The 20,910-nt window shown below is 70.0% G+C and carries 20 protein-coding genes; 11 read left to right on the top strand and 9 right to left on the bottom strand.

Features of this window, described 5'->3' with window-relative positions; translation table 11 throughout:
- Positions 1-9: 9 nt before the first annotated feature.
- Genes EBN03_RS01555 through EBN03_RS01545 form a run of 3 tightly spaced genes read left to right on the top strand, consistent with a single transcriptional unit; the run spans position 10 to position 2,542 of the window.
- Positions 10-1,164: an ABC transporter ATP-binding protein gene (locus EBN03_RS01555; protein ID WP_122186018.1), complete on the top strand. Its 1,155-nt coding sequence runs from the start codon at positions 10-12 to the stop codon at positions 1,162-1,164.
- 5 nt (positions 1,165-1,169) lie between these two features.
- Entirely contained in the window at positions 1,170-1,817 is a 648-nt protein-coding gene (locus tag EBN03_RS01550; protein ID WP_122186017.1) for an ABC transporter permease, read from the top strand.
- On the top strand, positions 1,814-2,542 hold the full coding sequence (locus EBN03_RS01545) for an ABC transporter permease (RefSeq protein ID WP_122186715.1): 729 nt from the start codon (positions 1,814-1,816) through the stop codon (positions 2,540-2,542). Before EBN03_RS01550 ends, EBN03_RS01545 begins: the two co-directional genes overlap by 4 nt.
- Here EBN03_RS01545 and EBN03_RS01540 read toward each other — a convergent pair.
- Positions 2,481-3,005 carry a MarR family winged helix-turn-helix transcriptional regulator gene (locus EBN03_RS01540; protein ID WP_233608033.1) on the bottom strand — a complete coding sequence of 175 codons (525 nt, stop codon included), beginning with the start codon at positions 3,003-3,005 and terminating at the stop codon, positions 2,481-2,483. The two genes, EBN03_RS01545 and EBN03_RS01540, sit on opposite strands and share 62 nt — an antisense overlap.
- Positions 3,006-3,147: 142 nt before the next feature.
- Here EBN03_RS01540 and EBN03_RS01535 point away from each other — a divergent pair, with 142 nt between their 5' ends.
- Positions 3,148-5,445 carry a hypothetical protein gene (locus tag EBN03_RS01535; protein ID WP_456093806.1) on the top strand — a complete coding sequence of 766 codons (2,298 nt, stop codon included), beginning with the start codon at positions 3,148-3,150 and terminating at the stop codon, positions 5,443-5,445.
- A 60-nt stretch (positions 5,446-5,505) separates the two neighbouring features.
- On the top strand, positions 5,506-6,552 hold the full coding sequence (locus EBN03_RS01530; RefSeq protein WP_122186016.1) for an aminotransferase class V-fold PLP-dependent enzyme: 1,047 nt from the start codon (positions 5,506-5,508) through the stop codon (positions 6,550-6,552).
- Positions 6,553-6,676: 124 nt separating this feature from the next.
- On the opposite strand, the gene EBN03_RS33575 is transcribed toward EBN03_RS01530, so the two are convergent.
- Positions 6,677-8,782, bottom strand: a complete 2,106-nt coding sequence (locus EBN03_RS33575) for a hypothetical protein (protein WP_147471428.1) — start codon at positions 8,780-8,782, stop codon at positions 6,677-6,679.
- Positions 8,783-9,064: 282 nt separating this feature from the next.
- Here EBN03_RS33575 and EBN03_RS01505 point away from each other — a divergent pair, with 282 nt between their 5' ends.
- From EBN03_RS01505 to EBN03_RS01485, 5 genes are all read left to right on the top strand, one after another.
- Positions 9,065-9,283 carry a hypothetical protein gene (locus tag EBN03_RS01505; protein WP_122186011.1) on the top strand — a complete coding sequence of 73 codons (219 nt, stop codon included), beginning with the start codon at positions 9,065-9,067 and terminating at the stop codon, positions 9,281-9,283.
- A 185-nt stretch (positions 9,284-9,468) separates the two neighbouring features.
- Positions 9,469-10,713 carry an alkane 1-monooxygenase gene (locus EBN03_RS01500; RefSeq protein WP_122186010.1) on the top strand — a complete coding sequence of 415 codons (1,245 nt, stop codon included), beginning with the start codon at positions 9,469-9,471 and terminating at the stop codon, positions 10,711-10,713.
- An 81-nt stretch (positions 10,714-10,794) separates the two neighbouring features.
- On the top strand, positions 10,795-11,529 hold the full coding sequence (locus EBN03_RS01495; protein WP_233608032.1) for a response regulator transcription factor: 735 nt from the start codon (positions 10,795-10,797) through the stop codon (positions 11,527-11,529).
- Positions 11,529-12,911 (top strand): HAMP domain-containing sensor histidine kinase, encoded by a 1,383-nt coding sequence (locus EBN03_RS01490; RefSeq protein ID WP_122186009.1) that lies wholly within the window; start codon positions 11,529-11,531, stop codon positions 12,909-12,911. The genes EBN03_RS01495 and EBN03_RS01490 overlap by 1 nt, the downstream gene beginning before the upstream one ends.
- A 110-nt stretch (positions 12,912-13,021) precedes the next feature.
- Positions 13,022-13,357: a hemophore-related protein gene (locus EBN03_RS01485; RefSeq protein ID WP_122186008.1), complete on the top strand. Its 336-nt coding sequence runs from the start codon at positions 13,022-13,024 to the stop codon at positions 13,355-13,357.
- A gap of 106 nt (positions 13,358-13,463) precedes the next feature.
- Here the strand turns inward: EBN03_RS01485 and EBN03_RS01480 are convergent, their stop codons facing one another.
- From EBN03_RS01480 to EBN03_RS01465, 4 genes are all read right to left on the bottom strand, one after another.
- Positions 13,464-14,654 (bottom strand): NAD(P)-dependent malic enzyme, encoded by a 1,191-nt coding sequence (locus EBN03_RS01480; RefSeq protein WP_122186007.1) that lies wholly within the window; start codon positions 14,652-14,654, stop codon positions 13,464-13,466.
- A 534-nt stretch (positions 14,655-15,188) separates the two neighbouring features.
- Positions 15,189-16,754 (bottom strand): FAD-dependent oxidoreductase, encoded by a 1,566-nt coding sequence (locus EBN03_RS01475; protein ID WP_122186006.1) that lies wholly within the window; start codon positions 16,752-16,754, stop codon positions 15,189-15,191.
- 50 nt (positions 16,755-16,804) lie between these two features.
- Positions 16,805-17,068 (bottom strand): hypothetical protein, encoded by a 264-nt coding sequence (locus tag EBN03_RS01470; protein ID WP_122186005.1) that lies wholly within the window; start codon positions 17,066-17,068, stop codon positions 16,805-16,807.
- A complete protein-coding gene (locus EBN03_RS01465) occupies positions 17,065-17,919 on the bottom strand; it encodes a PHP domain-containing protein (protein WP_122186004.1) in 855 nt (284 codons plus the stop codon). Before EBN03_RS01465 ends, EBN03_RS01470 begins: the two co-directional genes overlap by 4 nt.
- A 179-nt stretch (positions 17,920-18,098) precedes the next feature.
- Between EBN03_RS01465 and EBN03_RS01460 the strand changes: the two genes are divergently transcribed.
- The gene (locus EBN03_RS01460) at positions 18,099-18,653 is read left to right on the top strand and encodes a hypothetical protein (protein ID WP_122186003.1); all 555 of its coding nucleotides are present in this window, start codon (positions 18,099-18,101) and stop codon (positions 18,651-18,653) included.
- Positions 18,654-18,718: 65 nt separating this feature from the next.
- Here the strand turns inward: EBN03_RS01460 and EBN03_RS01455 are convergent, their stop codons facing one another.
- The 3 genes from EBN03_RS01455 to EBN03_RS01445 are packed head-to-tail and all read right to left on the bottom strand — an operon-like array spanning position 18,719 to position 20,806.
- A complete protein-coding gene (locus EBN03_RS01455) occupies positions 18,719-19,306 on the bottom strand; it encodes a suppressor of fused domain protein (RefSeq protein ID WP_407671063.1) in 588 nt (195 codons plus the stop codon).
- A complete protein-coding gene (locus EBN03_RS01450; protein WP_122186002.1) occupies positions 19,306-19,797 on the bottom strand; it encodes a general stress protein in 492 nt (163 codons plus the stop codon). The genes EBN03_RS01455 and EBN03_RS01450 overlap by 1 nt, the downstream gene beginning before the upstream one ends.
- Positions 19,798-19,852: 55 nt before the next feature.
- A complete protein-coding gene (locus tag EBN03_RS01445) occupies positions 19,853-20,806 on the bottom strand; it encodes an HpcH/HpaI aldolase/citrate lyase family protein (protein WP_122186001.1) in 954 nt (317 codons plus the stop codon).
- Between the last annotated feature and the right edge of the window lie 104 nt (positions 20,807-20,910).

The raw sequence follows: 20,910 nt of genomic DNA, 5'->3' as shown, positions 1-20,910 counted from the left end.
GGCGAACCGATGAGTGAGATCGAGTTCCACGGCGTCGCCAAGACCTTCCCCGACGGCACCACCGCCGTCGCCGGCCTGGATCTGCGGATCGAATCCGGCTCGTTCACCGTCTTCGTCGGGCCGTCGGGGTGCGGCAAGACCACGTCGATGCGGATGATCAACCGGATGGTCACGCCCAGCGCGGGCCGGATCACCGTGGGCGGCAACGATCTCGCCACCGTCGACCCGGTGCGGCTGCGGCTGGGGATCGGGTACGTGATCCAGAGCGGCGGCCTGCTGCCGCACCGGACCGTGCTCGACAACGTGGCCACGGTGCCGGTGCTGCGCGGGACTTCCCGGCGCGCGGCCCGCGCCGCCGCCCTGGAGGTGATGGACCGGGTCGGGCTGGATCGCGCACTGGCCCAGCGCTATCCGGCACAGTTGTCGGGCGGGCAGCAACAGCGTGTCGGGGTGGCCCGCGCCCTCGCGGCGGATCCGCCGATTCTGCTGATGGACGAGCCGTTCTCGGCAGTCGACCCGGTGGTGCGTGAGGAGCTGCAGGCCGAAATGCTGCGGCTGCAGAGCGAATTGCGCAAGACGATCGTGTTCGTGACCCACGACATCGACGAGGCGGTCCGGCTCGGGGACCGGATCGCCGTCTTCGGCCACAGCGACCCGAACGCGAACGGCGGCAGCCTGCGGCAATACGACTCACCCCGCGACCTGCTGGCCCAGCCCGCCGACTCCTTCGTGGCCGAGTTCGTCGGGCGCGACCGCGGTTACCGCGGGCTGTCGTTCCGGACCGCCGACGACGCGGCCCTGATCGGCGAGATCCACACCACCACAATCGAAAACCTCGCACAGGTGCGCTTGGAGACCGGCGACTGGGCCCTCGTGGTCGACCCCGACCGCAAGCCACTCGGATGGATCGACGCCGCCGGAGTCGACGCGGTCCGCGCCGGGGAGCCCCCGCGCCCGGCCGCAGGTGGATCGCTGTACCCGCCCGGCGGCGATCTGCGCCAGGCGCTCGACGCCGCGATCTCCTCCCCGTCGGGTATCGGTGTGGCCGTGGACGATTCGGGCGCCGTCCGGGGCGGGATCGCGGCACCTGCGGTGCTGGCGGAACTGAGCCGCCAGCGCTCCGCGGAGGACAAGGCCCGCTGCGCCGCCGAGCCGCGGGGCTGACGGCGATGCGCTACCTGGTCGACAACTTCGGTGTGATCCGCGGCGACGCCGCCACCCATCTCCGGCTCGCGTTGCTGCCCTTGCTGATCGGGCTGGTGATCGCGATCCCGGCGGGCACGCTCGCCCGGCAGGTGCCGTGGCTGCGGCGCGCCGTGGTGACCGCCGCCGGTGTGGCGTACACGATTCCGTCGCTGGCCCTGCTGGTGATCATTCCGCCGCTGGTCGGGATCACCACCATCGATCCGCTGAATGTCGTGCTCACCCTGAGCATCTACTCGGTCGCGCTGCTGGTGATCGCGGTGCCCGCCGCCCTGGACACCGTGCCGGCCGCGGTCCTCGACGCCGCGGACGCGCTCGGCCATCCACGCTGGCGCCGCATCCTGACTGTCGAATTCCCGCTCGCGCTACCGGTTTTCGTGGCGAACCTGCGGGTGGTGGCGGTCACGAACATCTCGATGGTCACCGTGGGCGCGCTGATCGGAGTCGGTGGGCTCGGCCGGCTGTTCACCCAGGGCTATCAGCGCGACTATCCCGACGAGATCGTGGCGGGCATCGTGGTGGTGCTGGTACTGGCCCTGATCGTGGACCGAATTCTGTTCCTGTTCGGCCGGTGGGCGACACCGTGGGCGCGGCGGACGGGAGCGGGCGCGTGAACCTGTTCGTCGAGGCCTGGCACTACCTGACCACGGCCGCCAACTGGTCCGGCCCCACCGGGATCGGCGAGCGGCTGCTGCAGCACCTCTGGTACAGCCTGCTCGCGGTCGGCCTGTCGGCGGTGATCGCGGTGCCGGTCGGCCTGCTGGTCGGGCACACCCGGCGCGGTGCCGCTGTCGTCGTCGGGGTCGCCAATGCCGTGCGCGCGCTGCCCACGCTGGGGCTGCTCACCTTCGTGGTGCTGCTGCTCGGACTCGGGCTGCTGCCGCCACTGCTGGCATTGCTGACCGTCGGCATACCGCCACTGCTGGCGGGCGCCTACGCGGGAATCGCGGCCGTCGACCCGGCGGTCGTGGACGCCTCCCGGGCCATGGGCATGACCGAGTCGCAGGTGCTGTTACGGGTCGAGGTCCCCAATGCGCTGCCGGTTCTGCTGACCGGGTTGCGCGGCGCGACGCTGCAGGTCGTGGCCACCGCGACCATCGCGGCGTATGTGAACCTGGGCGGTCTGGGCCGCTACATCTTCGACGGGATCGGCCTGTACCGCTACGACCGGGTGCTGGTGGGTGCCTTGCTGGTGGCGGCGCTGGCCCTGGCCTTGGACGGGCTGCTGGCGCTGGCGGTGCGGGCGAGCGAACCCGGTACCGGGCGGCTGCGCCGGCTCACAACGCCGGATAGCCCTCGTTTCCCGGGCCTGCGACGGATTCGCCGCCCGCGGCGCTGAACGCGGTCAGGCCGCCGATCAGGCCCGCGCGGTCGTGTGCGGGCATCCGCGCCACGACCGCGGCGATCTCGTCGCGGCGGCGGGCCAGCACTTCCCGTACCACGGTCCGGCCGCGCTCGGTCAGTTCGATGATCTGTTCGCGCCGCGAGTGCGGATTCGGCTTGCGATCCAACAGTTCCGCCGCCACGAGCCGGTCCACCATGCGGGTCGCGGTGGAGGGCTGCACGCCGAGTTCGGTGGCGAGGACGGCGATCTTCACCGGCCCGCGGGTGGACAGGATGACCAGCGTCCGGAACTGCGGGATGGTGATGGTGTCGTCGACATGGGCGATCGAGCGGGCGGACAGGCCCATGAGCAGCCGCGATGCGGTGAGCAGCGCGTCGGTGAGCGCGGCGGCGGATTCGTCACCCGGCTCGCTGTCGCCGCGGTCTGTCCTGTGTTCGTGTTCCGTCGAAACGTTCACCACTGATCCATCCTGCCGCGCGGCTCCGGTGGACGCGCAACCGGCTACACCTTCGACTGTGACCGGGGCCGCAGGGGGCACACCAAAAATTCATGCAGTGCGCAACTATTGCACAGTGCGCTAAGGGTAGAGTCTCGGTCTCGTGGTCCCAGGCACAACATTTCGATCCCACCACGGCAGCGCGCCCACACCGGCCCACCACCGCCGCTGGGCGGGCGCGACCGTCCTCGGCGTCGTCGTGGGCTACCTGTCCGTGCTGCTCGCCGACCCACGCCATTTCTACACCGACGACACCGAAGCCCAATACGGGCCCATGTGGGTGATGCTCGGCCGCCACCTGCACGAGGGCCGCTTTCCGGCCCTCGTGCCGTGGGAGTGGATGTCGGGAAACTACGCCATGGAGGAAGCGGGGCTCTACAATCCGCCGCAACTGGTCGTGGACTGGTTCGCGCCCATGGTCGACGATCTGGCGTCGTACGTGACCGTGGTGAAGCTGATCTTCTCGATCATCGCCGCACTGGGCGTGTTCCGGGTCTGCCTCGCCTACGGCGCCCGCGCGCCCTGGGCCACGGTCGCGGCGGTCGGATTCCCGCTGTCGGGCTGGTTCCTGTTCTTCGACGAAGCCAGCTGGGCCACCTCGCTCACCGGCACGGCCTGGATGCTGCACGCCTGGGCCGCCGCCGTGCGCTACCTGCGACAGCAGGACCGACCGGCGCGGCAGCGGCGGTGGCGCGACGGGCCGGTACCGCTGTTCGTGTTCCTCTATCTGGCCATCTCGGTCCAATACGTCTTTCCCGCAGTCGAATCCGGGCTGATGATCCTCGCGGTCGGTGCCGGTGACGTCATCGTGCGGCGACGCTGGGCACCCGCGCTGCGGCTGCTCGCCGTCACGGCGTGCGCGGGCCTGGCCGGACTCGAGACCTACCTGCCGGGCATGCTGTCCTCGCCGGTCACCTGGCGCGGCAACGAGACCGTGATCGCCGACACCTTCCTCACCGTGCCGTGGTCGGAATCGCTGAACGCCAGCCTGCCCAGCACCCGCCCGGCCTTCACCGGCTGGTGGGGTTACGTGCAACCGCTGCCGATGGTCTACATCGCGTGGTTCGTGATCCCGATGCTCGCCTTCGTCGACTGGCGGGCGGTGCGTGCCGCGTGGCGCGAGCTGTCCGGCCTCGGCCTGTTCACGCTGATCTTCCTGCTCTGGACCGCGGGGCCCGGCCGGATCGGCCCGCTGCGCTGGCCGGCTCGGGTGCTGCCCATGCTGGCGGTCGGGGTGCTGGTCGGAATCTGCTTGCTGCTCAGCCGCTTCGGCGCGTTCGCCGATTGGCGGCGCCGAGGTATCGCCGCCGCCACCCTGATCGGGCTACTGCTGATCCGATCCTTCAGCGCCGCACCACATCTGGTGGTCCGGCACGTCGTCTCCGCGCTGGTGGTCGGCGCGCTGACCGCCGCGGTGATCGCGCTGATCCGCACCCGCGGTGTCGCCGCCGGCTGTGTGCTCGCGATCCTGGTCATGTTCCCGATCGCCTACGAGCAGGTCCGCGACCAGGGCGCCACACCGATGTCCTACGGCTTCCCGGAGCGGCGCTCCACCATGGCCGCCGATTTCCCCGACTTCCCCGGCGTCACACTGCAACTGGCCGACCGAGCGCTGGTCGCGCCCGCCGACCAGCGCCCGGACCGGGCCTGGGGTTCGCTGGCATTCGGCAACTACGCCAAAAACATTCGCCTGCACTACATCAACGCCTACACCCCGATCGGATTCCGCGAGTTCAGCAAACTGCTCTGTATGGGCTGGGACGGCAGCACCTGCCCGGCCGCCTTCACCACCGCGTTCTCGGTCGACCCCACCACCGGCCGCACCTACGTCGACCTGATGAAGGTGGACCGGGTGGTGCTGCAGCGAGCCCAATTCCCCGACGCCGGAAACCATCCCGCGCCGCCGGGCTGGAAATGGGTCGACTACCCGGGTCACGAGAACTACATCTGGGTGCTGGAACGCGAGAACGGGCCGATCTTCGACCGCAACGGCATGATCTCCGACACCCGCGGCGTCACCGCCGCCTCCGTCTACTACGACAGTGTCACCAGCCGGGTCCGAGTCGGTTCGGCCACCGGCGGCAGCATCGTGTTCGCCCGGCTGCCGTGGCCTGGCTACCGCGCCACCCTCGACGGCCACGAACTCCCGATCCGGGCCGTCGCGGGCACCTTCCTGGCCGTGGACATCCCCGCCGGCACCCATGGCGCCGACCTGGTCCTGCAGTGGCGGCCGCCCGGCTGGCTCGCCGGGATCGCCGGTGGGATCGCGGGACTCCTGGGCCTGGCCGTGCTGCAGTGGATGTACCGCCGCAGGCCGGACGAGGCGGTGAACCCACCGACGGTCGAATCCGGTAGCGGCACCGACGCCGAGCGGCTGGTCACCGCGCAGAGCCACGGGTAGCAGGCCACTTCCCGGGCGGCGGCCCTGGACAGTTCCCCGGCCCACCGCGAGGCTGGGGGCATGCGCGCTTTGGCTGACGGAGAGTTCCGGACCGAGACCACCTACCTGAACACCGCCTCCTACGGGCTGCCCCCGCAGCGCGGACTGACCGCGGTGCAGGACGTACTGCGTGAGTGGTCGGCCGGGCGGGCCACCCCGGCCGACCAGGACGATCGGGTGGACGTGCTGCGGGACCGGTTCGCGGCTCTGCTGTCCGGCGCGACCGCCGCCGACGTGGCGGTCGGCAGTTCGGTCGGCGCCCTCATCGGCCCGGTCGCCGCCGGCCTGCCCGCGGGCGCGGAAGTGCTTGTGGCGGAAGGCGATTTCGCTTCGGTGCCGAATCCGTTCCGCTATCGCGGTGATCTGCGGGTCCGCAGTGTGCCGCTGGCCGAGCTGGTCGACCGGGTGCGCCCCGGCACCGCGCTGGTGGCGGTCAGCCTCACCCAGTCGGCCGACGGCCGCACCGTCGACCGCGCCGCGCTGCGCGCCGCCACCCACGCGCACGGCGCCCGCCTGCTCTACGACGCCACCCAGGCCGCCGGCTGGCTGCCACTGACCTTCGCCGACGCCGACTACTGGGTGTGCGCCACCTTCAAATGGCTGCTCGGCGCCCGCAGCGTCAGCCTCCTGGCCGCCGCCCCCGAGGCCGCCGCCGACCTGCGCCCCGTCGGCCCGGGATGGTATGCCGCACAGGACCGTTGGACCGAGATCTACGCCCCCGAACGCCTCGCCGACACCACCCGCCGCTTCGACGACACCCCCGACTGGCTCGGCGTCGTAGCGGCAGTAGCCGGCCTGGACGTCGTACACGAAACCACCGTCGACGCCATCCACGCCCACGACCTGGCCCTGGCCACCCGATTCCGCAAGGGCCTCACCGACCTCGACCTCACCCCGGTCCCCGGCGACTCCCCCATCGTCGCCATCCCCGGCGCCGCATCGGCCAACGACCGCCTCGCCGCCGCCGGCGTCATCGCCTCCGCCCGCGCCGGCGGCCTCCGCTTCTCCTTCCACCTCCACAACACGGCGGAGGACGTGGACCGAGCCTTGGACGTCCTCGCCCGCTGAGTCGACGGCCCACGTCGCGAACGGGTTTGGGCTGGAACGGTTTCCATCCCACAGGAACGGCCACCAACGGCCAAGCTCGAGACCATGGCAAGGCCGTGAGGGTGACATAGCCGCTGCCGTGCAGTCAGTGTCGTCCCGAGTCGCGGCCCGCCTCAGGTGGGTCGATGACCGCGACCGCACCCAGCGGTCCGTCTGCGAGCGGCCCTTTCCGATGAATGCGCCCGGTAGCTTGGCCCTCGAATCGCAACAGCGGCGCGGCACCGCGAGGATCCCCAGCGATGATGACCGCTTCGGGTTTCTCGCGGACGCTGTCCGGCAGGGCATCAGCGAAAGCCTGTGCGACCGAACGTAAATCGGCCACGACGGGGCCGTCTTCCCGCTCCTGCTCGAAGGCGTTAGCGTAGTCACCGATGGCGTCCATGGCCGCTTCGAGGAACCCGCCGGCGACGACAGCCTCGTCAGTGAGGAGGACACCGTCGAGCTTCTGTCTGCCGGTGAGACTGTGCCCGGGCAAGCTGCACCGGTTCTCGAGCACGCTGGTGTCGTCCATGATGACGATCGGCCGAGCCGCGCAGCTGTCACCGACGGCCATCAGTGACAACAGGCTCCACAAGGTTGTCCAACTGTCACGCATGCGGGCTGCGGCCGCGCCCCCGCCCGTGTAGGTGACGTCGAATTCCGCTAGAGCGATGCTGGAGTCGACCAATTCAGCCCACACCGATCGCGTCCACTTGGCTTTGGCCCGCGCTGCCCCTCCTTGCTCAGAGGCCCTCACACTGTCAGCCTTGGGTGCTGGGCACCGCCATGTCACCGAATCGGAGCTTACGAACGCAAGGATCCGGTGCACGGCGTTGAGCCGGTGCTGACCGTCCAGCACAGTGAGGTGACAGCTGTCGGCAAGTGCGCTGCCGTAGACATGCCCGAACGACCGCCAGGCCACAACCTCGTTCTTGGCACAGCGATGAGAGTTCTTGCGGCGCAGCACATGCAGGTAGCTCTCGAACGTGTCGCCGACGAAGGCACACGGTTGTTCCTGCGGAACAGCCGGTTCGCCGGTTCCACCGCCGGCGCGGAGTTTGACGGCAGTAGCGGCCGGGTCGTTGCGCACGTCGAGCCTGGCGACCATGCGCATTATCTCGTCGACCTTGTCGACGGGCGCTCGACCTTGAAGGGAGCGCGCCCCCGGGGTACCGAGTGACGATCCGGCGATGAGTCGCTGGATGCGGGAACGCGCCGCGGTGTCCGATGGATCCGCAGCGCCAGCGCTGTTGTCGTTCATCAGGAGTTCCTCACCGAAGCAAGTCGATAGATCCAGTCGTACTTGTGCTGAAGTCGCTCCCACCGGCGCGTGACCGCCTTCGGGGTCATGTCCCGGAGGAACAATTCGACGATCTCGGCGGGGGTATAGCCGCAGGCCTTTCCCCACACGATGCACCGGTCGATCTCCGACAGCGGTGCCAGATGCTCGCGGATGATGTCGTTGTCGATCGAAGTGTCGGCCGGGTCGGCGGTGGGCCCGGTCAGCACCGATGTCGCGTTGGACCAGCTGGACAGGTCGCCGCCGATGTCGTCCTCGGGGGGTGATGAGCGGCACCAGATTCTTCTGGCTTCGTCTGTGCTTGCGGAACTCGTTACCGAAGGTGAATACGCAGGAGCCGATGAAGAACGAGCTCAATGCCATTCCGCGGCTGGGATCCCACCCGGCATGCTCGCCCAGGTCTCGCAGTTCGTTGCCGACCTTGATGACGGCCGATGCGACGGCCGGTTGGACCATGTCGTCGCGGTACTGCATATCGACCACGAGCCGCCGACGTTCCTCGGGCGTCGGTTGCGGTTTGAGGTAGATGCCCTTTTCTCGCATGGCTGCGAAGATGTGCCCGCTGCGCGACCACGCGTCGAGCACGGCGTAGCCCTGGCTCGCTAGCTCGGTGGCGACCTCGTCCCACTCCGGGCCGGTGAATCCTGACTCGGCTAGGGCGGCGTAGAGCTCCTGCTCGCCCTGCCCTGGGTCGAGCTGATCGGCGGCTTCGAGAAGAGCTGTCTCGAAACCGATGTCGTCGTCCGTGACCGCAGCAGGTGATGCCCACGCCTGCTGCACCGGCAGCTGGACGGCTGGGTCGGGGTCCCAGCGTGGCATCGGGGACGCGGGTGGAGAGTCTGGTTCCGCCGACGCCAGATCGGTTCGGGGCCTGGCCTTGTCGCCGCCGGAGCCATTGTCACGCCACGCCATGCTTTTCCTCCTCGGACCTGCACTGCTCCCGCCGGGCCCTGGGCTCCCAGCAGTCGAACACCGGACCCAAGGACGTGGCCGGCAACCAAGGTAATAGGTCCTCGGCCCCACCGATTTCCCCTCCCCATCCGGAAATTCGCATTTCCCGCCGATTCTGTTCCCGAGCGGGGCATTTCCAGCTTCCGGCCACCTATCACTTTGTCTGGCAACGTAAGAAGGGAGCCTTCAGATGACTGACCGGAATCGGGACCGAGCACACGCCGGGCAACGAGGTGAGCTGCGATGATCACCACGTTGATCGGCTTGGGCACCGGAACGTCGACGGCGGCCGGGTTCACCTGGTGGATGACACACGACGGCCCGGCACGCCTGTGCGCGGGGATGGTTGCGGTGTTCCATTCGAATACCGAGCGCCGCAAGGACGCTCGCGCAGTGCTGGCGGCGACCAAGCAGCACCGCGAGCAGCGCAAGCGGCTACGCAAGTCCGGAAGGGACCGGTGACTACCGCCGGACCGCGGGGCCGTGCCGGCTTCTCATCGCTCCGGCAACTCCGGCACGGCTCCACCCCTGAATCCGTACAACTACCCCCGGCGGTGCGGCGGGGTCGTCGCGGCGCCGGGCGTTACTCTCGCTGCGCACTGTATTCCCTGATCGCCCGGTACCACCCGAGCCTGTCGGAGGTATGCATGGTCAGCGACGTTCAGCCAGCGGCAGCGGCCCGGCCGAAATACCGGTGGCGGCGCTACATCTGGCTTGCCGCATTGTTCGAGCCCGCCAGCCTGTTCCTGGTGGTTCTGCCGCTGGTGCGGTACTGCCACCACACCGGGTTCGCGCTCGGCGCGCATGTCGCGTTCTGGTTCGGGCCGATCGCGGTGCACGTGCTGCTGCCGATCGCGGATTTCGTTGTGCCGCCGGATGATCGGAATCCGGAGGACAGCATCATCGAATACCTGGCCGGTGATCCGTACTACCGGGCGGTCACGATGCTGTGCCTGCCGCTGCAGCTGGCGTCGATCGTCACCGCCTGCTACCTGTGGACCTCCGACGCGCCCGCACCTGTGGGACAACGCATTCCGCTGACGGCAGTCGACAAGGTCGGGCTCGCGTTCACCATCGGGCTGGTCGGCGGGATCGCCATTACGGCCGGGCACGAGCTCGGGCACAAGAAGGTCGAGCTGGAACGATGGCTGGGCAAGGTCATGCTGTCCCAGGTCTGTTACGGACAGTTCTTCATCGAACACAATCGCGGGCACCATGTGCGGGTCGGCACCCTGGAGGATCCGGCCAGCGCCCGATTCGGGGAGAGCATGTGGCGCTTCGGGATCCGGTTCGGTTTCGACAGCCTGTGGTCGGCCTTCCGGTTGGAGGCCGAACGGCTGCGCAAGGCCGGGCACGGGCCGTGGAGTCCGCGCAACGACATGATCACCACCAGCCTGATGTCCGTGGCGCTGTTCGGGATCCTGGCCACCGTCTTCGGGATCGAGGTCCTGCCGTACCTCGCGCTACAGGCCTTTTACGCCTGCTTCATGTTGATGATGATCGCCTATACCCAGCACTACGGCCTCGGCCGCAAGCGCACCGCGAGCGGCCGCTACGAGCGGGCCACACCCGCCGACTGCTGGGACAGCAACCGCACCCTCACCAATCTGGCGCTGTTCAACGTGCAGCGGCACGGCGACCATCACATCAACCCCACCAACCGCTATCAGGCCCAGCGCCTGGTCGACGGTCCGGCCATGATGCCCACCGGATACACCGGCATGATGCTGCTGGCCGCCGTACCACCGCTGTGGCGCCGGGTGATCGACCCGCTGGTGCTGGCCCATATCGGCGGCGACCTCGAACGCCTCAATATCGAGCCCGCGAAACGCGACCGAGTGCTGGCGTCCTTGCGCCGCCGTGGCCTGCTCGAGCCGGGGAGCCCGGCCTGACCGCGCGGGCGGGCCGTCCAGAACGGAATTGTCAGCCGATCCTCAGGTTCCGGCCGATTCATCCGTGACACGCTGATCCGGGTGCCGCCGGACGCGGTGCCCGTACCCCAGCACCCGGAGGCCGCCCTGCAGCACGGACGCATTCTCGTCGTCGACGACGCCGACGCCATTCGCACCGCGGTGGCGTCGGCGCTGAGCACCGCCGGCCACCAGGTGCTGGCCCGCCCCGACGGCTCGACCCTGGAACAGGATCTGCAACGGTTCCGCCCCGACGTGGTCGTGCTGGATGTAATGCTGCCCGGCCGCAGCGGATTCACCCTGCTCGACACCGTCCGCGGGCGCTGCGACGCCGGTGTGGTGATGCTGACCGCCCGCGACGGGGTCGAGGACCGGGTTCGGGGCCTGCGCTCGGGCTCCGACGACTACGTGGTCAAGCCGTTCGACCTGGCCGAGCTGGTGGCCCGGATCGAGGCGCTGCTGCGCCGTCTGGGCCGGGTCCACACCAAGCTGACCGTCGGCGACCTGGTGGTGGACGTCGACTCGGGTGTGGTGGTGCGCGGCGGCGCGGCCGTCACGCTCACCGCCACTGAATTCAAGCTGCTCGCCCACCTCGCCACACACCGGGATCAGGTACTCACCAAGACCCAGATCCTCACGGCCGTATGGGGTTACGAGGACTACGACCCGAACCTGGTCGAGGTGTACGTCAGCGCGGTGCGCCGCAAACTGGAGGAGCACGGCCCGCGCATGCTGCACACCGTCCGCGGTCTCGGCTACGCGTTGCGGGCCACCGAATCCGCGGGGACCGGCGTCTGATGCGCACCATGTCGCTGCGCCGGCGGGTGACGGTCACCGCCGTGGCGATCGCGGGAGCGCTGCTGGTGGTGGTCGCGCTGGCGGTGCACATCCTGTTCGGCTTCGTGGTGCACCGCGGCGAGAACGCGGTCCTGACCGACCACATGCAGCTGGCCCGCCAACTGGCCCTGGACAATACTCCCGCGACCACGCTCGTCCAGCGGATGGACAAGGGCTCGGTGCGGGCGCGGCTGGTGCTGGCCGACGGCCGCACTCTCGGCAGCCTCGACCCCGCGGCCGGGTCGCAAGATCCGTCCCGCACGGCCCGGCTGACCGGTCCCGGCGAGCTGAACCGGGCGAACCTGACCCTGGAGATCGACACGCCCCTGCTGGCCCGCGCGCAGCGAGCGCTGACCCGGGTGTCGGCCGCGGCCACCGTGAGCGCGCTGCTGCTGCTGGGGCTCGCGCTGTGGTTCGGGGTGGGCCGGGCATTGATCCCACTGGACACCATGACCCGGCTGGCCCGCGACATCGCGCGCGGCGACCGGGGCCGGCGGCTGGCACCGTCGCGCACCGACACCGAACTCGGCCGCGCCGCAGGCGCTTTCGACGAGATGCTGGACGCGCTGGAGGGTGCCGAGGCGCGTGCCCGGGCCTCGGAACGCCGGGTCCGCGAATTCGTCGGTGACGCCGCGCACGAACTGCGCACCCCGATCGCGGGGATCCGCGCCATTGCCGAGGCGGTCGTGCACCAGCCACCCGACAGCGATCCGGCCGAACGGGAACGGATGCACGTCCTGCTGGTCCGGGAGGCGCAGCGCGCGGGCCGGCTGGTGGAGGATCTGCTCGATCTGGCCCGCATCGACTCCGGGCTGGCGCTGCACCGGGAACCCGTCGACCTGCACGCTGTCGCCGGCACCCAGCTGGATCGGGTCCGATTGCTCTATCCCGGAATCGAATTCCACCTGTCCGGGTTCCCGGTGTGGGTACCGGCCGATCCGGAACACCTGGGCCGGGTCCTGGTGAACCTGCTGAGCAACGCCTGTCAGGCCATGCCCGAAGGCGGGTCGCTCACGGTCGAGGTCGCGACCGTCGAGGGCAGCGCCCGGGTCACCGTCATCGACACCGGACCCGGTGTGCCGGAAGCGGATCGGGAACGCATCTTCGATCGGCTGGTCCGCCTCGACGACAGCCGCTCCGCCGGCGGTTCGGGTCTGGGTTTGTCCATCGCGCGCGGCATCGCCGAGGCGCACGGCGGTAGCCTGCGCTGTGTGCCACCGCCGTCCGGGTCGGGTGCCCGCTTCGTCCTGCAACTCCCGGTGGATACGCCCGCCGAGACCGTCGTGGCGCCGGGTGTGCCGGCCGGGCCCGGCACCGATCACCCCACGGTGCCGATCGGCTGACCGGCGGGGTCCCTGAGGGTCGGCTGAAAGGCAGCGGATCCTTCAGCCGGTCTTCAGTTTCGGCGGGCAGATTCGGTGGGGACAGGAATTCACCCCATCTGGAGGAACTTATGAAGCGCACCGTCGCCGCCGTCCTGACCGGCACCGCCGTCACCGCGGGCATCCTCGCGGTCGCCCTGCCCAGCGCCGCCTCGGCCGACCCGCTGCCGTGCAGCCCGCAGAGCTGGGCTCAGGTCAAGGCGGACACCGCGCCGAAGGTGCAGGCCTATATCGCCGCGAATCCGGCGCTGCAGCAGGAGATCGGCAAGCTGCGCGGCCTGCCGAAGGACCAGCGCAAGGCCGAGCGCCAGGCGTTCGCTGCGGCCAACCCCGACCTGGTCGCGGGACTGAAGGCCGCGCGGCAGGAAGCGATCGACTACCGCCACGCCTGCCACCCGGGCAAGTAGCTTCCTCGACCCGAATCTTCCACTCGGGCAAGTGATCCCGAGCCGGATATACGAAAGGCGCCCCGATTCGACGGAATCGGGGCGCCTTCGTCGTCGAAGCGAAGACCTACGCGACACCCTCCGCGCGCGCGGCCTCGGCCACCGCGGCCGCCACGGCCGGCGCGACCCGCGGGTCCAGCGGGCTGGGGATGATCTTGTCGGCGGCCAGCTCGTCGGCCACCACGCCCAGGATCGCCTCCGCGGCCGCGACCTTCATGCCCTCGGTGATGCGGCGGGCACCCGCATCCAGCGCGCCCTTGAACACACCGGGGAAGGCCAGCACGTTGTTGATCTGGTTCGGGAAGTCGCTGCGGCCGGTGGCCACGATGGCGGCGTACTTGGCGGCCACCTCGGGGTGGATCTCCGGGTCCGGGTTCGACATGGCGAACACGATCGACTCCGGCGCCATCGAGGCGATGAGCTCCTCGTCGATCGTGCCGGCCGACAGGCCCAGGAACACGTCCGCGCCGGCCAGCGCCTCGGCGGCACCGCCGGTCAGCCCGCGGGGGTTGGTGCGCGCGGCCAGGTCGGCCTTGATCTCGTTGAGGTCGGCGCGGTCCGAGCTCACGATGCCCTTCGAGTCCAGCGCGACCACATCGGGGACACCGGCGGCCAGCAGGATGTTCGCGCACGCCACACCGGCGGCACCGGCACCGGAGACAACGACCTTCAGGCCCGACATCGGCCGGCCCTGGAACGCGGCGGCACCCTTCAGCGCGGCCAGCACCACGATCGCGGTGCCGTGCTGGTCGTCGTGCATGACCGGGCAGTCCAGCGCCTCGACGACACGCTTCTCGATCTCGAAGCAGCGGGGAGCGGAGATGTCCTCCAGGTTGACCGCGCCGAAGCTCGGCCGCAGCCGGATCAGGGTCTCCACGATCGCGTCGACGTCCTTGGTGTCCAGCACGATCGGGATCGAGTCCAGACCCGCGAACTTCTTGAACAGCGCCGCCTTGCCCTCCATGACCGGCAGCGAGGCGCGCGGGCCGATGTCGCCGAGCCCCAGGACGGCGGTGCCGTCACTGACGACCACGACCAGGCGCTCGGCCCAGGTGTAGGTCTTGGCCAGACTCTCGTCCTTGGCGATCGCGCGGCAGACCTGCGCCACACCCGGGGTGTAGGCGATGGACAGGTCGCGCTGCGTCTCCAGCGGGGAGGTGAGTTCGACCGACAGCTTGCCGCCTAGGTGACCAGCGAAGATTTCCTCGTCGGTGATGGCGGACAGGGTGGCGTTCGGTGCGTCAGTCACGGGTGACACGATTTCACTCCTGATCGGTACGGCGAGAACCGGGGCACGGTTACTGCCGAGTTTCGAGTTCGATGTATCCACGGAAGCTCGCGGAACTGCTTCGGCCACGGCCGGGAACTCGGGCCTGGGGTCTCGCGGCAACAGCGGCGCGAGTGGGTCCGCACAGGGCAAAGTCGCGACAGAAGATCCGTCGAGCGGACGCCGGAACGGGTGAATCCGGGTCGAGGGGCACGGTGACCAGCCGACCGGAGCCGTGCGTCACGGATCGCAGTTCACCAACGCTCCCGGGCCGGGCGGTGGCGTCGGCCGGGAATCCGCCACATTGTGCCAGCTCCGCGGGCATGGTGACAAATCCTCGGCGCGGCACACAGTCACGGACCGGGATCCGGTCGGCGGCTGTTGTGTGGCAGGTCACGCGATCACACTAGACGGCGGGGATTACCGCCACGCAAGAGAAAACTCCCGGCTGTTTCGTGTCGCGGGTGAACTGTCTCTCCGGCCGGCGCAACCGAATGTGAATGCCCCACACGTTTCGCCGGATTCCTAGACCGCGGTCAGATCGGCCGGACGCTGCGAACTGTCCGCATCGGGCCCGTCCGGCCGCACCCACACCTGGTCGAGTCCGCCGCTGAGCAGCCGCAATTCGTAGTCGCGGTCCGGTCCGGGGTGGTCGGTGCGGCGGTGCATGCCGCGGGTCTCGGGGCGCGCGAGCGCACTGTGTTTGGTCCAGCGGGCCACGGCCAGCAGCGCGGCCGCCTCCCGGGCGCGTACCCGGGCGGCGCCCTGTCCGCCCAGATCCCACTGGGTGGCGGGCCACAGCCCGTCGAGTTCGGCGATGCTGTCGCACAGGCTCCCGGCGCTGCGCAGGTAGCTGCGTCGCAGCGGCAATGTGTGTTCCTGGACCAGGCCGACCACGGCGCGCGGGTCGATGCCGCCGCCGGGCCCGAGTCCCGCACCCGGGACGGCCGGGCGCGCGCGGCCGAGTGTGTCGCGGCCGCGCGCGAATTCGGCCGCGCCGGCACCGGCCCATACCCCCGAGGACAGCGACCAGGCGCCGTCGTGTCCGCCCAAGCCGCCGGATGCGCCACGCACCGCCTCCCGGCTGGTCACGTCGCCGGCCGCGAAGAGTCCGGGAGCTGTTGTCGCACAATCGAATCCGACGATCCGCACGCCGCCGGTCCCACGCACGGTGCCGTCCAGCTGCGCCCGCAGCGGCACCCGGCCGTCCGCGAGGGCGAACCGGGCCGCGGTGCGCCGCACCGGTTCCGGCAGCTCGGCGAGGACCGCATAGATCCGGCGCCCGTCCGCCAGCGCGCGCATCACCGCCGCCCGGCCGGCCGGCCCCTGATCGTCAACGGCCGCACCGGATTCGTCGTACACCGTGACCGCCGGTCCCAGGCTCGGCACCGGCGCCGGGCCCACCTGGCGCACGGCCATCCGATCACCCGGGATCAGGGTGTAGGCGCAGGAGAATTCCATCCCCGACAGCTCGCCGCCCACCTCGGCGGCCATCAGCAGCCCGTCGCCGGTGTCCACATCGGTGCCGGCCGCGCCGGACCGGAAGGCACAGCCCCCGGTCGCCACGACCACCGCACCGGCACGGATCGTCCAGGACTCGTGGGGCGACCGGGTCCGCACGCCGCCGGCACCGGTGACCACGCCGTCGGCATCGATCAGCAGTTGCAGTGCGGGATGGTGGTCCAGGATCCGCACGCCCGCGGCGGCCAGACAGCGGCGCAGCCGGGTGAGATACCGGGCGCCGTCGAGCTGCACGCGCGGCGCGGCATCGGACAGTTCGGGGAGAAAGCGGTAACCGGCGAGCATCAGGTCCCGCACCCGCCGGTGGGTTTCGCCCAGGACCCGGTCGATCCATTCCGGATCGCCGAGCGCGCCACCGCCGGTCAGAGTGCGCCGCACCTGTTCGGCGCGCTGCGTGCCCGGCGGGATGTTCCAGAATGCGACGGTGCCGTGCGCGGACGGGCCGCTGGCCCCGCAGCGAGCCTTGTCGACCAGAACGACGCTAGCGCCGCGATAGGCCGCGGCCAGGGCTGCCCACGCTCCTGCGGGCCCACCCCCAACTACCAATACGTCGGCGTCGATTGGGGTCACAAGTAAGAATATTCGGACACAATTCACTGCTTAGCAACAGCGCGCGGAGCTCAATTCCACCACTGCGTCACCAGAATGTAACCTGCCGCCGCAAAAACCGCGATCGACCCGGCGAATCCGATAACGTCGCGCCGGCGGTCCGCCAGAATCTGGGCCACCACAGCCACAATCGTTACAATCAGGTGCCAGGCCACCATCGACCAGCCGGGGCCCGGGAAGCCGTCACGCGCGCCCAGCAGCTCGGCGCCGGCCAGCACGAGCGTCAGCGCGATCAGGCCGCCGGCCACCACTCCGCTGTATCCGCGAACCGTCACCCGGTCACCACCTCCACGCCGGTCGCCTTTCCGATCAGTTTCTCGAATTCGACCGGATCGGTGGTGAATTCACCGATCCGGACCGTTTTGTTGCTGCCGTGGTAATCGGACGAGCCGGTTGTGCACAGGCCCAATTCGGTGGCCAGCTCGTGCAGTACGGCACGATCGTCGGCATTGTGGTCGGGGTGGTCGATCTCGATGCCCGCCAGGCCGGCCGCGGCCAGGTCCCGGATCTCGCTCAGCGCGAGCAACCGGCCGCGCTTGCGGGCGCGCGGATGCGCGACGACGGTGACGCCGCCGGCCGCGGTCACCATCTCGACCGCCTGCCGCAGCGGGGTGTCGGACTTCTCGACGTAGTACCGGCCGCCCGGGGCCAGCAACTCGATGAAGGCGTCGTTCACCGTCGGGACCACGCCTGCGGCGACCAGCGCCCGGGCCAGATGCGGCCGGCCCGCGGCCGAACCCGCCGAGGCCAGGACGGCGTCGGGGTCGACGGGCAGCCCGTCGGCGGCCATCAGTTCGGCCATCGACCGCACCCGCTGCACCCGTTCGGCGCGCAGCCGTTCCCGCTCATCGGCGAACGCGGCGTCGGCCGGATCGAACAGGTAGGCCAGCATGTGCACCGGCACCGGCCGGCCGTCCTCGCCCATCCCCTGGCACGACATCTCCATCCCCCGGACCAGGGTCAGGCCGGCGGGCAGCGCGGCGACCGCCTCGGTCCAGCCGGCGGTGGTGTCGTGGTCGGTGAGGGCGACCACGTCCAGGCCCGCCGCCGCGGCGTGAGCGATCAGCTCGGCCGGGGTGTCGGTGCCGTCGGAGGCCGTGGAGTGGGTGTGTAGATCGATGCGCACCAGCCCATCTTGCCTGTCCGCGCCCGCAGCCCCCGATCGATCACCGCGAAGCCACTCCCGAACTGTGAAACACTGACAGCCCAGATATCGGTGAAACCGGTCCCGGACCACCGTCCGGACTGGCACAATCGCCCGCGGTACTCGTGTCACGGTGCCGAAGGCGGGAGGAAGCGATCCAGATGAGGAACAGCACGGCCGGGCGGGTCAGCTTGGCATTGACCGGCTTCGCGGTGACGGCGGCCGCCGCCACCCTGGCAGCGCCCACCGCGTCCGCCGATGCCTCGGCCAACGGCATCGCGGTCCCGGGCACCGCGAACGACTACTACTACACCGGTCAGACCTACATGATGACCATCCCCGGTACCGGCAACGACGGCACCTGCACCGGCACCCTCGTCGACGCCACCGGTGCGACCCACCCCATCACCATGACCACCCAGAGTCAGGGCGGGAAGGCCAACCAAGGCACCATCTACTTCGCGTGGACCCCGCAGGACATCGGGGTGTACACCTTCAGCTGCACCGCGGACGCCGAGACCTTCGGTCCGGTGAACATCACCGTGACCGACCCGCCCGGCCCGAACGCCTGGCAGCAGCTGCTCACCGCGCTGGGCTCCAGCAGCCCGGGCGCCACTGCCACGATCAAGGACGGCCAGGTCCAGGGAGAGCAGAAGAAGTCCTCCGGCTCGTCCGCCGGTTCCATGTCGTTCTCGCTCTCCGGCATCGGCGGCTAGTTCGTCACGCACCGATCCGGTTGCCAGGTTCGCCCGGCGACCGGATCACGTGTATTCGGGGGCGGTTACAGGTTGACTGCCGCGCGGTGCGGATCGCGGACGTCGATACCCGCCTCCGCCCAGGCCGCGCGCAGCGCGTCCGCGCCCCGCAACCGGACCCACGCCGCCTCGGTGGCCGTGATCGGGGTGACGGTCAGGAACCGGACCGGTTCCGCAGGTGCAGGCAGTTCCACCTCGGGCGCCTCCGCCGGCCCGAGCAGCGCCGCGGTGAAGGCCACGTCCCGCCACAGCGGTTCGCCGAGATCGAGCAGTGCGTCGGGCTGCAACACCACGCCCTCCACGGCGGGTGCGGCGATCAGCACGCCGAGGCCGCGGGTCAGCCCGGCCTGCGCGCCGACCCCGGCCCGCAGCGTCAGCACCAGCTCCGCGCGCGGGCCGCGCACCGGATCGGCCAGCGCGGCAGCGGGATCGGTCATGGGATGGCGGGAGCCGCCGAGGGTCACGTAGTGCACCAGCTCGCCCGCCGGGATCCGCAGGATCTCCATGGGCTCCAGGCCGAGGAACGTAACCGAGGCGGAATCGACTGTCGCCCCGCCGTTTTCGGCACCGAAGTAGCGCAGTGCGGCGGCCCGCACCGGAGTCAGCACATCCACTACAGCGCCAGCCTGGCCAGCTCGTCACGGGCCTGCTCGGCGACCTTCGGGTCGCACAGCACGTCGTAGCGCCCGGCCACGAGCTGCATGGTGGAGGCGAAGTCGCGCTGCCCGCGAGTGGCGGCATACGGAATCACGGCCGTGATCACACCGAACACGATGCCGCCCACCAGGCACACCACCAGCGGACCGAAGGTGCCGCCGGTGGTCAACAGGCTCAGCAGCAGCCCGATGAACAGTCCCAGCCAAGCGCCCGACGCCATTCCGCCGCCGATCACCTTGCCCCAGGTGAGCCGGTAGAGCACCCGCTCCACCTGCATCAGGTCGACGCCCACGATGGTGACGTTCTCGACCGGGAACTGGCGGGCCGCCAAGTGCTCGACCGCCCGCTGCGCCTCGGCATAGGTCGGATACGAGCCCACCGGCCACCCCGAGGGCGGTGTCGGCAGGGCCTGCCGGCCGCGGCCGGCGTTCCCCAACGGATTGGTCATGCCCCCATTATCCCGGTTTCGGTGAGACCGTGCTCAATGCCGGCCCGGCCGACGCTCAACCGGCATGTACCGGCGGCTCGAAGCGGGTGGTGCGGGTCATGCCGGCCGCGCGCCCCTTCTCCGCGACCACCTGGGCCATCTTGGCGCTGGCCTCGTCGATCATCTCCTCGCCCAGCATCACCGCGCCGCGCGCGCCGCCGGCCTCGGAGGTGTGGTACGCGTAGGCCTCCAGGATCTCCTCGGCCTTGTCGTATTCGGCCTGGCGAGGACTGAAGATCTCGTTGGCGGCCTCGATCTGGGTGGGGTGCAGCACCCACTTGCCGTCGAAACCCAGTGCGGCCGTGCGTGATGCGGCCCGCCGGAACGCGTCGAGATCGCGAATCTGCAGGTAGGGGCCGTCGATCGCCTGCAGGCCGTGGGCGCGGGCGGCGAGCAGGATGGTCATCAGGATGTGGTGGTAGGCGTCGCCGGTGTCGTATCCCTCGGGCTGTTCGCCGACCACCAGCGTGCGCATGTTGATGCTGGCCATGAAGTCCGCGGGACCGAACACGAGAGTCTGCACGCGCGGGCTGGCGGTGGCGATCTCGTCGATGTTGCGCAGGCCCAGCGCATTCTCGATCTGTGGCTCGATGCCGATCCGGCCGACCTCGAGTCCGTGGGCCTTCTCCAGCTGGGTCAGCAGCAGATCCAGCGCGCGCACCTGGGCGCCGTCGAGCACCTTGGGCAGCAGGATCGCGTCGAGTGCCGCGCCGGCGCCCGACACCACGGCGATCACGTCGGCGTAGGTCCATTCGGTGGTCCAGTCGTTGACCCGCACCACCTTCACCTGATCGCCCCAGCCCGGGGAATTCAGTGCGGCGACCACGTTCTCGCGCGCGGCGGCCTTCGCGACGGGCGCGACCGCGTCCTCGAGATCCAGGAACACCTCGTCGGCCGGCAACCCCTTGGCCTTCTCGATCATCTTGGTGTTACTGCCCGGAACGGCCAGCACAGAGCGCCGTGACGTCATCGACTGCCTCCTTCTACGCGTCGATCGGGAGTCTATCCGGGCCCGATTTCTCAACGTACGGGCCGCGACTGGCCGCATAAATCGGATACAACGGGCCGACCACT

The sequence above is a fragment of the Nocardia stercoris genome (assembly GCF_003696265.1).
Classification (GTDB): domain Bacteria; phylum Actinomycetota; class Actinomycetes; order Mycobacteriales; family Mycobacteriaceae; genus Nocardia; species Nocardia stercoris.
This window is presented reverse-complemented; position numbering and strand designations above follow the sequence as displayed.